General features: G+C 56.8%; 12 protein-coding genes. 9 read left to right on the top strand and 3 right to left on the bottom strand.

Annotated features, from left to right (window positions below; genetic code table 11):
- Positions 1-149: 149 nt before the first annotated feature.
- The 8 genes from R5C80_RS02000 (at position 150) to R5C80_RS01965 (ending at position 9524) form a co-directional block, all read left to right on the top strand.
- Positions 150-1418: a hypothetical protein gene (locus R5C80_RS02000; RefSeq protein ID WP_319049590.1), complete on the top strand. Its 1269-nt coding sequence runs from the start codon at positions 150-152 to the stop codon at positions 1416-1418.
- A 26-nt stretch (positions 1419-1444) separates the two neighbouring features.
- Positions 1445-2296, top strand: coding sequence for an SH3 domain-containing protein (locus R5C80_RS01995; protein WP_057391300.1), 852 nt, complete (start codon positions 1445-1447; stop codon positions 2294-2296).
- 8 nt (positions 2297-2304) lie between these two features.
- Entirely contained in the window at positions 2305-4179 is a 1875-nt protein-coding gene (locus R5C80_RS01990) for a hypothetical protein (protein ID WP_319049589.1), read from the top strand.
- A gap of 9 nt (positions 4180-4188) precedes the next feature.
- Complete coding sequence (locus R5C80_RS01985) at positions 4189-5400, top strand: hypothetical protein (RefSeq protein WP_319049588.1); 1212 nt, start codon at positions 4189-4191, stop codon at positions 5398-5400.
- A gap of 187 nt (positions 5401-5587) precedes the next feature.
- On the top strand, positions 5588-6703 hold the full coding sequence (locus R5C80_RS01980) for a hypothetical protein (protein ID WP_319049587.1): 1116 nt from the start codon (positions 5588-5590) through the stop codon (positions 6701-6703).
- A 12-nt stretch (positions 6704-6715) separates the two neighbouring features.
- Complete coding sequence (locus R5C80_RS01975) at positions 6716-6964, top strand: hypothetical protein (RefSeq protein WP_128683535.1); 249 nt, start codon at positions 6716-6718, stop codon at positions 6962-6964.
- 208 nt (positions 6965-7172) lie between these two features.
- Positions 7173-8258: a sugar diacid recognition domain-containing protein gene (locus R5C80_RS01970; protein WP_319049586.1), complete on the top strand. Its 1086-nt coding sequence runs from the start codon at positions 7173-7175 to the stop codon at positions 8256-8258.
- A 123-nt stretch (positions 8259-8381) separates the two neighbouring features.
- Positions 8382-9524, top strand: coding sequence for a glycerate kinase (locus R5C80_RS01965; protein WP_319049585.1), 1143 nt, complete (start codon positions 8382-8384; stop codon positions 9522-9524).
- Positions 9525-9534: 10 nt separating this feature from the next.
- Here the strand turns inward: R5C80_RS01965 and R5C80_RS01960 are convergent, their stop codons facing one another.
- Positions 9535-10038, bottom strand: coding sequence for a hypothetical protein (locus R5C80_RS01960; protein ID WP_319049584.1), 504 nt, complete (start codon positions 10036-10038; stop codon positions 9535-9537).
- A 256-nt stretch (positions 10039-10294) separates the two neighbouring features.
- Here R5C80_RS01960 and R5C80_RS01955 point away from each other — a divergent pair, with 256 nt between their 5' ends.
- On the top strand, positions 10295-11545 hold the full coding sequence (locus R5C80_RS01955) for a TerD family protein (protein ID WP_319049583.1): 1251 nt from the start codon (positions 10295-10297) through the stop codon (positions 11543-11545).
- 45 nt (positions 11546-11590) lie between these two features.
- Here R5C80_RS01955 and R5C80_RS01950 read toward each other — a convergent pair whose 3' ends face one another.
- Both R5C80_RS01950 and R5C80_RS01945 read right to left on the bottom strand, forming a co-directional pair.
- A complete protein-coding gene (locus tag R5C80_RS01950) occupies positions 11591-12115 on the bottom strand; it encodes an RES family NAD+ phosphorylase (protein WP_319049582.1) in 525 nt (174 codons plus the stop codon).
- Positions 12112-12507, bottom strand: coding sequence for a hypothetical protein (locus R5C80_RS01945; RefSeq protein WP_019437782.1), 396 nt, complete (start codon positions 12505-12507; stop codon positions 12112-12114). Before R5C80_RS01945 ends, R5C80_RS01950 begins: the two co-directional genes overlap by 4 nt.
- Positions 12508-12551 lie beyond the last annotated feature (44 nt).

Below are 12551 nucleotides of genomic sequence, written 5' to 3'. Positions count from 1 at the left end.
CTGGTGCGGCCCCCGGGGTACGTTTTTCTGGCGTCAAATTGGTAGCCTGCCTCCGAAGCGGATGTCAAAATGCCATCCATCCCAACGGCCGCCTCTCAGATAACTGGCTCTGTGGCCGCTGGTTCCGTTCTCTGACAAGGACCCGTTGGATGCTTCTCATCGCACTCGTTGTGCTGAATGCCGTCTGCTTGATCAGCGGCCTGCTCTTCAACGCCGAGTTGCTGAACATGGCAGGGGCAGACATTCCCCTCAAGCAGCTCCAAACCCTCGAGATCTACAGTCAAATTTTGGCATCGGCCAGCGTGTGCCTGTTCGCCTGGCGGATGTGCATTTGGGCTCACCGCCGATGGGGAGGAGGTCAATACATCGGTCTCAGCATTGCGCTCAGTACCATAGTCGCAGCTCCAGCAACCTGGTGGATTCAGGGTGAAGCCCCGGACCTGATCGCCGAGAAGTTTCCGGCCAGCCTGCGCGTATACAGCCTCTATGCCTACGTGACGAAGAAAGGGTTGCTCTACGACTCACTCCAGATCCCAGGCGTCCCTTACCAAGAGCATCGCGATACGGGCGATGGCAAGGCATTCATTGCGAATCTTGGGGTGTTGATGAGCGTGCAGGGCTCCTACGTAGAAAAGATCGACCAAAACTTCTTCGGGTTCGCAGCAGCAGTTTTCACCGGCTACACAAGGCGAAACGGCGATTGGCTATATGGACGCATCCAAGATGAGGTCGTTCCTCAGATAGAGGATATCGCCAGGACATACGCCAAGCTCGAGGCATTCCGCGCGGCGGGGCTTCCAGGCAATGAGTGGAAACCCATTGCCTGGCCAAAGGCAGGGGAAGAGCTCGGTTACGAGCCTACCCTCGATGACTTTGCCCGGTCCATCAAACCTGGCCTGCGATCTCGCCAGTCCATCTTGAACAGCGCCGAGGTCCGTTATTTCGCCAGGGAAGAAATGGGCCCGCTCTACGTCAATGGCATGGATGTTCTGGCCAGCCGACAGCAGTTCGACAAGTACCTGCCAGGGATAGCCAAGAATATGGCGTTCGATGTGGCTCACACCGACATCCACGGTGAGCAGGGCCTGAACGTCCTGAAGAATATGTGGTTCGTCCCTTGGACATTGATCAGCGGCCTCTTCATGGGCGCCCTCAATCTCGTAGGACTGGTGCTCTCGGCCGTGGAACAGCGCGGGCTTATTCAGGGCCGGAGACGTTTGGTTCGGCTTGGGGCAGTCGTCGTGATCATCATCGTCCCGCTGATCTATGGGAACTCCATCATCCAGTCAGCTGGGTACCGAACCGCATTTCGGAGCATCGAGAAGGGGCCAACCATTATGGCCGGCATTTTCCACTGGGCAATGTCGGCAGAAGCGATGCTCTACGACCTCACCAAACCTCTGCTGAAAGCAGAGTGAGTATCAACAAAAGGGAGAGAAATACTGTGCGTAAGAAGTTCGTCGCGTCGATCCTGGCAATAGCGATTGCAGCAACCTCCGGTTGTGCAGAAATGGGCATCAGTAAAGAACAGGCCGGTACCGTCCTCGGCGGCCTCGCTGGCGCAGCAATCGGGGCGACCATGGGCAAAGGAAACGGCAAAATTGCCGCAACGATCATCGCGGCAGGCATTGGCGGGTACCTTGGCAACCGAATCGGACACATGCTCGACGAGAAAGACCAACAGGCGCTGGCCCTGCGAACCCAAGAGGTCCTGAGTCAGCCTACCGTTGCTACCCAGCCGGTCACCTGGACCTCAGATCACTCCGGTGCAACTGCCCAAATCACCCAGGGGCAGGAGTACAGCAAGACCAAGACAGTTGAGGTCAAGCGCGCGCCGAAGATCCAGGCAGTCCCTTCGATGAAGCTGATCAACGAAGCGTATGTGACCAAGTCCAGCCTGAATGTCCGAGCAGCTCCGAACCTGAAGGCAGACAAAGTCGGTGGACTGCCAACCAACACTGAATTTACCGCCGTAGGCTCCACCGGTGACTGGATCTTGGTGGGCCGCAAGGGTGTTACGGTTGGCTATGTTCACAAGGACTACGTCGAGCCGAAGGCACAGGCCGTTGCCAAGACTGCTGCACCTGCCGTGAACCTCGATGAAATGAATGTCTCCGCCAGCAAAGAAACCCAGGCGTTCGACCTCGATTCCATCCCGTCCCTCCCCACCGAGCAAGTCGTGGCCGAAACTGCCTGCCGGCCGGTGACTGTGAGTCTCAAATCGGCCAGTGGGCAGGCGGAGCAGCAGCAAAACACCTTCTGCAAACAGGCCAACGGTACCTGGGAACTGATCTGAGGATGACCATGAAGAAGCGCGCGCTCGCGCTGGCAGTGGTTGGAGCTTGCGGCCTACTGCCGCAAGCATTCGCTCACGAGCTGGCCGTCTCGAAAAAAGATCACATCAAGGTAGATGTCCCAGGCGAAGCCTCAAACTGGTGCAAACCCGAAATTGAGCTGACCATTCGACGGCCAGTTTGGGACAACCAAGCGCTCCTGACTGGCCTGGTCGGCAAACTACCAACTGTACTCGCCAATGATTGCCCAGCCGCGAGGGTGACCTGGAGGGCTGTCGATGCAAGCGGCAACCTATACGCCAGCGGATCTGGTACAGCGGCCAATTTAGGCATTGTCACGCTGGCTTCCGCCAAGCAGATATCTTCGCCAGCGGTTCTCCCCAGCAACTCGTCTGTCGAAGCATCTGCATTGGTCGACCAGACGGCTCCACCAACAAACGTTGTGGCTCCCGTGACAAACACGGTGCAGGCGCATGATCAGCTGCCTGAGCAGCAGGATCAAACCGTCCAGCAGCTGCCTCCCCAAACGACGATCGCCGCAGCCCCCTCAGCCCAAATCGAGCAGATTCATTCCGACCCTCAACGCTCATCCGTACCTGCGGCTATTACAGTCACGCCGGCGTCTGACTTTGGCAGGGCACTGGTGCTTGAACATAGCAAACTCACCCAAATCACGGACTCAGGCGGTTGTAAATGGGTGATGAGCAAATCTGTCCTCAACGATGGCGATGGCAGTCTTGCTTTCGGTTCGACGCCAGCGATGCCATGTCCCTCCACAGGATTTGCTCAGGGCTCATTCGAGAAGCTGTCTTGGACAGTTCCGAACACCTACCGTGGAGACAACTGGAGCCGAGTGTTTGTCCACGCCAGCGGTTTGATGTTCAACAAGGACCTGGAGAGTGTGGTTAAGGGCAAAGAGCTCTCCTACCTGAGTCCGGATGCCGATCAAGCGCTATTCCTCCTGGGCGAGATTCCTAGCAGGCAAATGAAGGTCTATCTGGCGTTCCAGAGAGGCAACTACCGGGTACTGGGGCCGTTCAATAGCGATCCCTATTACGTTGCGATCACACCCGATGAGTCGTTCGCGCTTGATCCGGTCGACTACAAGAGGGCGGGCAAAGAGGTATTTCAGCTGATCAGGAACAGCTCCCCTTCAACCGTCTCGGTACAGAACTTCTACGTGGCGAAAAGTCTCGCCGCTCTTTTCCCTAAATCAGGTTGGGGAGAGGACGCGCAGAAAATCATACGTAACCGCATGGGGGAGAGCCGCGGCCAGTTCTACTTTGACGTGAAGGATGGCTCCAACTGGGCCCTTCAGCGCGAACAGCAACGCTTGCTCGAAGAGCGGCGAGTGCAGCAGCACATGGCAGAACTCCACTCTCGGGTGCTTGATCGCTATGAGCAGCTGAAGGCGGGCATGAAGGACTACGAAGGCAAAGAGGTCGAGGCGCTTGCTCAAATGGCAGGCATCCAGGTCCGCTTCGGATCACCGCTGGCGCTGCAGGACCCGAATTCTTCCAAGAGTGTGGGCTTGATGATGATCCACGTCGTTGGAAAGACAGACGGCAGCTATGACATCGACTTCCCAGCCAAAGGGCGGCTGCTATCGAACCAAACCTTCGAGAAGGAGTGGTATGTGGTGCCAGTGGCAAACCTCACTCCTTTCATGCCGCTGGTTGACGGACGGGCTCTTCCCACGTTCCGCGGCAACCTGCCAGCCGCACCTGAAGCCTGTAAGCAGGACCATTGCGCAGACAAGGTCTCGTTCGGCGCAGTCCTGGCACGTGAATTTGGTCCTGACTCAGGGATCGACTTCAACTGGACTCCAGACGTTTCACAGCAGTACGTAAACACCTGGAAAAACGCTTCCGCCCAGCTCCAATAAGGGACCACCATGATGAAATTGATCAAGAAGAAGCACCTTCTCATGGCTTCCATCGCAGCTGCAGTGGTGGCTATCGGTGGTGTTACTGCCATCCTCTCCAGTTCAGGGAAGAAGACGGCACTTAGCTACTACGACAGCTTCAAAGAGCGTTACTACCTGCAGGACGTCCTTTCCGAAGGCGAGATTTCATACTCCTTCTTCTCCGGCGACTTGACCGTTAAAAATCCAGAAGTCCGCCTCGCAGCGGTCCAAACCAACGGTGCTGAGCAGTTCCTTCAGGGCTTGCGCGGCCTTTTTGAAACGGCGATTGGCCGGTCGAGCGAAGAAGGCCTGATGGGGTGGACCAAGTACCAGATGCTGTCCACTACCGGCCGCAACGCCGCGGGCGTCTACCTAAAGGCGGATGCGCTGAAGATCAACCACTCCGGCGACAGCAAGGACGGTGAGATTCACGTCCAATTGCTGGGAATGGAAATGGCAAACCCCTTCATCTCCCGCAGAGGGGCCGAAGTCGTTCTGGTGAGCGACCTGGCTGCCGACAACGAATGGGCACCTGCAGAGACTGCCAGCAGCGAAGTCAAGTTGCCTTATTCCTGGGGCACCAACATGGCAGTGCGTAGCCCGGTCACAGGTGCCTTCATCGTTGGTGCAACCGGAGACTTTGGCACCAAGGTCGACCTCGACTTCTACATCCAGCGTAGCGACGATGGGGCGGGCTCCATGAGGTTCGTGGTGACCCACCGCAATGACGGCAGCGAGGTTGGGCAGATCGTTCGTGAGGCGGAGTTTGCTTCCCTTCCTGAGCTCGATGAGGTGCAGACTTTGCTCAGGAATACCCTGAGCAGCTTCATCATTGGGGCCTACAGCTCTTTGACCGGTCAGTCCGTCCTGTTGGACGCAGTCAGCAAGTTTGCGCTCCAAACCAAGGTCGAAGACTACTCGGTGACCTTTAAGGGCTTCTCTTCGATCAAGGACGCCTTTGATTCCTACCAGGCAAACGCCGGCAAATCGCAGTTCGATGCGTTCTGCCAAGCAGCTGGCCTATCGACTTGGCAAAGTGACTTCGGGGCCAAAGCGAGAGAACACAGCGACAGCGAATGCGCGATCGCACGCAAGCTAGTCGAAGAAGGTAAGTTCGAAGAGCACTACAAGTTCAGCGAAGGAAAGCCCCTCTACGCCTCTCTCTTCGTGGGCCGGTCCTACGAACTCAACGCCAACTGATCCTCCTGCAAGCAGCCCGGGGGAACCGGGCTGCGATCTCTTCTCTCGACGTGCTTACGGCACAATCACCCCGCCGGCATCATCGCCGAACTGCCACTGGCAAAGCACAGCCCTGTCATTCCCTTCAGCTTGCCTGAAGCTGGGATAAGTCAAGGTGCTGTTATGCTGTGCCCCTGTAATTCATCAAATGATCGATGCCATGACTACGGAAACTCGGAGCAGGACCACTCTCATCTCGGTAGGCAAGCAACTCCATGCCTCCCCTCAAACCGGACAGGACCGCGCCTGTCTTGTTCGCCAGAGCGATGGGACAGAACGCTTAGCATTGATCCAGCTTGTAACCTCCAAGCAGCAAGGATCACTGCACAAAGGGGCAGAATTCTTCCGCGTTTCGTTTCGATTCGTAGGGGATGATTCAGATCCGGACTGCCAGTACCACCTCGATCAGAACACCGTGTGGTGTGTCATCGACCACAAAGACTGCCAGATCGTATTTGGCCCCACCGAAGGCATTGAGATCAGACAGCCGGGGCTGGGCATTGGCTCCTACCTCATGGCGCAACTCATCCGACTAATCCAGCAGTCGGAGATGCGTGGCAACTACCAGGTCCAGGCGGTACACCTTCCCACCGGGGCACAGAGCAAGGTCAAACCAGAGGATGCACGGGCTAACGACGCGCGGATCGAGACATTCCTGACTCGGGTTGGGTTCTACGTCTCACCAGCTGCTGGACAGAAGGTGATTGGGGTGCGGCGTGCCCAAGACCTCCGCCCTTGGTGGAACCAACAGAAAGTCAGTTTCTTGTCCTTCCCCAGTTTCGTGGAGTTGGCCGCGAGGTGGCAACGAGAGAAAAACCAGTCTGAGAAAGCCGTCGAGGCCGCACAGCGCATTGTTGAAGGCGCCCACCTGCATGCCTCCGAACTTCAAACCACGCATGCTGAAGAGGTCGCATCTCTCGAATCCAAGATTGAGCAACTGGAAGGAACGGTGCGTTCGCAAGAAGAACAACACGCAGCGTTCATTCGCGAGTTACTGGAGAAGCAGGCAGAAGAAACTCAAGGCCTGCGTAGGCAGATTGAAGAAATCCAGAAGATGCACATCCAGATCGAAGATCGGGTTACAACCCTGAACCCTGCACGGCCCTCCGTCGGGGATTCGTTGGAGGCCCGGGCGGAATCTGATACCCAGCTGCAAAGAAGTCTGACAATCAGCTTGGCCCCGGCCCTCATGAAGCTCCTCTGGGCAGCTTTAGCGCTTTCCGCGTTTGCCTTGGGTGCTGGCGCGCTGACCAACCACCTCTAATCAGGTCACCGTATGAACGCAATAGACGCTACACCTCCGGACGACTTCCCGGAACAAGTCATCATGATGGACAAGGACTTAGCGAAAAGGCATCCCGGCAAAGCCTTCTACCTCAGGATCAAGGTGGAAGCAGGGATCGAGCATGTCGACCTCGATAACGCTGTGACCCCACGCGAGGCTCGGCAAATGGCGATCTCCCAAGGCTACGCCCCAACGCATTGGATGACTGTTGGTGATCTCCGGCCGACGCGGTTTTATTAAGCATCCTGGGAAACAGGGCAGAGGAGCGGCCGAAGGGGTAGACGGTTCAAGAGAGTGGACCGGAATTTCATGAGCGCTCCCATCAGCCGCGGTGGAACTATTGCGACTTCCTCAGGGATTCTGGGCCCCGAGCAATGATTTTCCGAAAAGCTGGTGGCAACCGCCAGCCTCGGTACACTGGCCTGAAACAAAACACAGGCCGCCGGCAATGTTCGATCTTGACCACTCCCTCGCCCAGGAAATCGCTGACCGAGCGATGGCCATCCTTCCGCGTAACGTGAATGTGATGGACAGCCAGGGCTTGATCATTGGGACTGGAGAGGCAGAGCGCCTCTATACCCGCCACGAAGGGGCTCAATTGGTCCTTGCCAACAACAGGGCTGTGGAAATCGACAGTGCTGCTGCTGGCGCTCTCAGAGGCGTTCAGGAAGGGGTGAACCTTCCACTGTGCCTGGATGGCCAACTGATCGGCGTCATCGGCGTATCTGGCGAGCCCGAGGAGGTCCGCACATTCGCTGAGATGGTACGAATGACCGCTGAAATGTTGGTGGCCCAGCGGAACGACCAGCAGCACCAGATTTGGCTCAAGAAGAGGACTGAAGATGTACTGTCTGCCATCCTCCTATCCGGCCAGTCTGCCCACCGAGCCATCGTTGAGGCCCAGCGATTGGGTCTGAAACCTGATCTTCGTCGGACGGCAATCCTCCTCGAGCTGACCAACCCATCCGACATTGAGCAGGTCACCAGATGGATGCAGCACCAGGTAGCCGACGCTTGGTGCGTTCCGATGCATGCATCAGGCCTGGTCTGGTGCCCACCTCGCACTATTCCACCGGATTTTCGTGAGCGGGTAACTCGCGCCGGCATTTCACTCAGCAGAGTGGCGATCGGCACCCCAAACATCGAAACCGGATCTCTGCGCTCTGAGGTAGAGCAGCTATCTGACCTGATGGCCTACGCCCAAACGAAGATTCCAGATATCCAGTGGCTTGATCTGGCCGCTCACAGAATTCCGGTCGCAGTGTGGCGTTATCGTTCCGAGGATGGATTTCGGCAGCTGGCTGAGCCTTACCTCGCCCTGCAACAAGAGGACGGTAATGGCCAGCTACGAAAGACATTGAAGTGCTGGGTTGAGCACGGAAATGATGGTCAAGCCTGTGCAGAGTCACTGAACATCCATCGGAACAGCCTTCGCTACAGACTGGAGAGAATCGCCGATATCACCGGTTTCGACCTCGCATCCCCCAAAGGCATCACTGAACTCTATCTGGCTATGATCCTGGCTGGGGAGTAGGGATTCGTGGGCCTTGTGAAATTGCACAAAAGACCGTCATAAAGTCTGTGATTCCCACCTACCCGCCGCGCATCTGAAGCAGGAACAATCCCCTCAAACAACAGCTTGGCCCGAGGGGACTGCATGAAAGTCGTGATCGCACCGGATTCGTTTAAAGAAAGCCTGTCAGCAGAGCACGTGGCGGAAGCCATTGCCCTGGGAGTACGAGATTCGGCTCCTGACGCTGAAATCGTATGCGTGCCGATGGCAGACGGAGGGGAGGGCACCGTCGACGCGGTCCTGGCTGCCACCAGGGGGGAGCGCCGGTTAAGCCGCGTCCGTGGACCACTTGGGGCAGAGGTCCAGGCAACCTGGGGGTGGTTGAGCGAATCCCGTACGGCGGTGATCGAAATGGCGGCTGCCAGTGGCATCCATCTGGTCGAGCCTGCCGCCCGCGACGTGACGCGCGCATCCACCTTCGGCACAGGTCAACTGGTCCTGCAGGCTCTGAACGCCGGCGCGCAACGAATCATCATGGGGTTCGGTGGTAGCGCGACCAATGATGGCGGTACCGGAATGTTGCGAGCGCTTGGTGCTAAGTTCCTGGATTCTGCTGGCGATGAGCTCAAGGAGGGTGGCCTCGCGCTGAATGCTCTTCGGCGGATAGACCTCAGGAGTTTGGATGAAAGGCTACATAAAGTCCGGATTGATGTTGCCTGTGATGTCGACAACCCACTGACCGGGCCGAAAGGAGCCTCTCACGTTTTCGGCCCACAGAAAGGTGCATCACCTGATCAGGTCCTGGCTCTGGATGAAGCAATGGCCGCATATGCCGACATCGTGGCAGAGCAACTCCAGGAAGACGTTCGAGACTTCCCCGGGGCTGGCGCTGCTGGAGGTATAGGCTTCGCTGCAAAGGCATTTCTCCAGGCAGAATTCAGGCCCGGCGTTCAGTTGATCGCAGATCTGTCTGGGCTGAGCCTGGCAGTTCAAGGAGCCGACTTGGTGATCACCGGCGAGGGCAAGTTGGACGAGCAAACCCTTCACGGGAAGACTCCTGCTGGGGTGGCTGCCATCGCCACAGCTGCAGGCGTGCCTACTGTGGCAATTGCCGGTACGCTTGGAGCCGGATATCAGCGCCTACGTGACATTGGAATTGTTGCAGCCTTTTCCATCACCCCTGGTCCCATGACACTCGAGTCGGCCTGCTCTGACACTGCAGTGCTTCTGCGACATAGGGCATCTGACCTGGTGCAACTGTGGCGGCTTGCCAGTCAAAAACCTTGATTTGAAAAATCTAATTAACAGAGTCCAAAAATTGTGAAAGTTCATCGTTAGATTCAGGAAGTGAAACCCCCTTGGTGCTAGCCTGTGCGGCAATGTTTGAGATAGACAGATAACTGAAGCCATTCAAGAAAAACCACGGTGCAACGACATGAACTTTCTTGGCCTGCTTGAGTGCTTCCCATTTTTTTAAGTCGAATCCGATGCCTCCTTCACTGATTGGGGCGCAAATGAACCGATCGAAATCCTTAAATCCCAGTGAAGGAAGCAGAGAAGGCTTTTTAACTAAGGGGTTTGGGCTCAACTCAGGCTCAACACACAATGCGAGGTCATAAAAAAGCAACCAGTCGTGCTGGGAGAAAGTCTTGCTTTGGTACAAAGATATCATCAGTTGTCGGAGTTGCTCACCAAGAGCGACGTGGTTTAAACGACCTTGTGTTTGAGAACCGCGGGGCCGCTGAAGAAACAAAGAAAGCCGGTTCTTTAATTTCTGCACTGTGCTGCTCCAGTTGATCATGTGCGTTCCTTGGGTTAAGCCAGCTGAGCTGGGGCATTCAGGTGAACGGGTATCGTATCGAATGACTCTGCAGACTCAAGCAAAGCCCCATGGCTAGGATTCTCTACGACGATTCGCACCTATGCATTGGCTCCAATGTATGGTTTGGTCCTGTTACTCTTCAGCGATGAGATGGCCCGGAAGAAGTGAGTGCTGATCTCAAGTTGCAATCCAGGCGAGATCGCCTGCACATCAACCAAGGAATAGGCGACCCAAATTGAGTCAATCCCTGAAACCCGGCGAGAACACAACGATCAACCAGCCCAAGGGCCAGGTCCTGGTAGCGCATTCTGCCGGCGCAAATCTCGACGTGAACCTGACGGCCTTCCTCGTCACTGACACAGGCAAAGTGATCGATGACAGCGGAATGGTCTTCTTCAATGCACCAGAGCATGTTTCCGGCGCAGCCGCTTTCTCTCCTCCCATCAACCAGGCCGGAACGGTCAGCCACAGCATTAGCTTTGACCTGAGCCGTCTTCCACCCACAATTTCGAAGATCGCCATCACCTTGACCCAGGACGGCAGCGGTGGAGGCTTCGCCGAAGTGCCCAACCTCACTGCGCGAGTCATCGCCGGCGAACAGGTACTGGATCTTGCGCCCGGGGCCTTCGACCGGGAGACGGGGATCATCGTGCTCGAACTCTACATTCGAAATGGCCAGGCAAAGGCGCGTTCAGTCTGGCAGGGTTTCGTCTCGGGCTTGGCCGGGCTCTGTGGCATGTACGGTGTAGAGGTCGATGAAGCGCCGGTAGCTGCTCCAACCCCGGCCGCTCCCCCTGCAAAGCCGGTGAACATCACCAAGTCAGTTGTTACCTTGGACAAGCCAGGAACCTCACACAAAGTCTCGCTGGAGAAAGGTGCGGCCGCGCCTAAGGCGATCAAGGTAAGCGCCACCTGGGTGGACAACGGGGACGGTCGGGACAACGATGACCTAGACCTCCGCATCGGCATCCTTCGCCCAGATGGTCGAATGTCCATAATCCAGGCGCCTGACAAGCGAGGCTCCTTCGATGCTGATCCCTTTGTGTCCCATACCGGTGACGTGGTCAGTGCCAGCGCCTCCGCTCCAGGGATCGAAACCGTCGAGATCAACCCGGCCATCTCCCATCGCATGGGTGGCAAGGTTGCACTGGTCTGCAGTGTCTATTCCGCGGTCGACAATGGCGCAGTGTCGGTTGCCTCCCTCAAGCCGAGAATGCGGATGGAGTATGGGGACCAGGTAGTAGAGTGTGCCTTCGAATTTAAAAGCGGGTTCTTCAGCAGTCTGATTTACACCTACGTCTTGGGGACGATCGAAATCGATGCCGATGAAATTCGGATCAGCCCCAGCGGAGTGACCTCCAAAACCGGATCTGAAGCCACGCCCTGGCTGACCCGCAAGGGAGACAAGGTCGAACTGACGATGGACGGGCCGCACGTGTTCAAAGGCCGTCCGCTCGAGCGGAAAGGAAGCAAACAGTACGTGTAAGGCGCTAGCCCAGTTGCCAGGCGTGAGCCTGGCACAGGGCTTGCACTACGGGCGCGTCCAGGATGACTGGTCGGTAGGAAGATCCCCGCGAGGATCGTTGACCACAATATTCCCATGCACCGGCAACTGATCGGTGAAAAGCACCAGGTTCCGACCTCCAGGGTTCGCAACGGACTCGAACAGAATCCCAGCACAGTCAGCCTCGATAGCCAGATCCCCGATAATCCAGCTCGGCGGTTCAACGCCGTCGTTGAAGCGAATCTTTCTCCAGTCGCAGAAGAAGTCTTGCCAGATCGGGGCCCAGGTATCGTTATAGCCGCCGGTGAAGTCGATCACTCGATCCAGACTGAGGGAATAGCTGACCAGCAGACCAGGAGGAAGGAATGCGCTTGCTTGCTGAAACTCAGCGATGGCCGTTGCCGACTCAAGCGAGAGGTATAGAGCCTCTAGCCCCTTTCGGTTAACCCGGCCACCCTGAGTTGCAGCTCCAGCTCCAGATGTAGGCGCAACGGACCACTTGGGAGTGTGCATTCGGTAGCAGGGGAGGTCCTGCACTCCGATGATTTTCATCCTTGGGCACCAGCTTCCCAAGATTGAAGGAAAGCGATCAGCTGCTCGGTTTTTCCTTCGCTGACCACTTCCTCCGCTGTCTTATAGCCGAACGTGGAAAGAGGCTCGTTCTTAAACCAGAAGATGGCATTCGTCACGTCCGTGCCCATGTCGGTCACTGCGCGCAGAACCTTCACTGAATCACGAATGTAGGCCTGGACCTTTTCCGATTCAGGCGCGTTGCGCACAGTGTTGCGATGGACATGGGCCCGGAGCGCCAAGGTCTGCTGGTCCATCGAAAAAACCTTGAGGAAGCGCTCAGGAGAGAACATCACACGGTTCACCTCTTTGAGAGCGTCCATCAAGCCCGCGAAGTTGGTGGGGCGAAGCTCTAATACGGCTTTGCTGGCCATGGGTTGCCTCCTTTAGGATTGCACTTACTATGCACAATTCTCGC

This window comes from Pseudomonas sp. On1, from assembly GCF_033783325.1.
This window is presented reverse-complemented; position numbering and strand designations above follow the sequence as displayed.

What these genes read in the sequence shown, in the direction of transcription:
- R5C80_RS01975 (WP_128683535.1), top strand. Translation starts at nt 6,716, where the DNA reads ATGAACGCAATAGACGCTACACCTCCGGACGACTTCCCGGAACAAGTC.
- R5C80_RS01970 (WP_319049586.1), top strand. Translation starts at nt 7,173, where the DNA reads ATGTTCGATCTTGACCACTCCCTCGCCCAGGAAATCGCTGACCGAGCG.
- R5C80_RS02000 (WP_319049590.1), top strand. Translation starts at nt 150, where the DNA reads ATGCTTCTCATCGCACTCGTTGTGCTGAATGCCGTCTGCTTGATCAGC.
- R5C80_RS01980 (WP_319049587.1), top strand. Translation starts at nt 5,588, where the DNA reads ATGATCGATGCCATGACTACGGAAACTCGGAGCAGGACCACTCTCATC.
- R5C80_RS01960 (WP_319049584.1), bottom strand. Translation starts at nt 10,038, where the DNA reads ATGATCAACTGGAGCAGCACAGTGCAGAAATTAAAGAACCGGCTTTCT.
- R5C80_RS01950 (WP_319049582.1), bottom strand. Translation starts at nt 12,115, where the DNA reads ATGAAAATCATCGGAGTGCAGGACCTCCCCTGCTACCGAATGCACACT.
- R5C80_RS01990 (WP_319049589.1), top strand. Translation starts at nt 2,305, where the DNA reads ATGAAGAAGCGCGCGCTCGCGCTGGCAGTGGTTGGAGCTTGCGGCCTA.
- R5C80_RS01945 (WP_019437782.1), bottom strand. Translation starts at nt 12,507, where the DNA reads ATGGCCAGCAAAGCCGTATTAGAGCTTCGCCCCACCAACTTCGCGGGC.
- R5C80_RS01965 (WP_319049585.1), top strand. Translation starts at nt 8,382, where the DNA reads ATGAAAGTCGTGATCGCACCGGATTCGTTTAAAGAAAGCCTGTCAGCA.
- R5C80_RS01985 (WP_319049588.1), top strand. Translation starts at nt 4,189, where the DNA reads ATGATGAAATTGATCAAGAAGAAGCACCTTCTCATGGCTTCCATCGCA.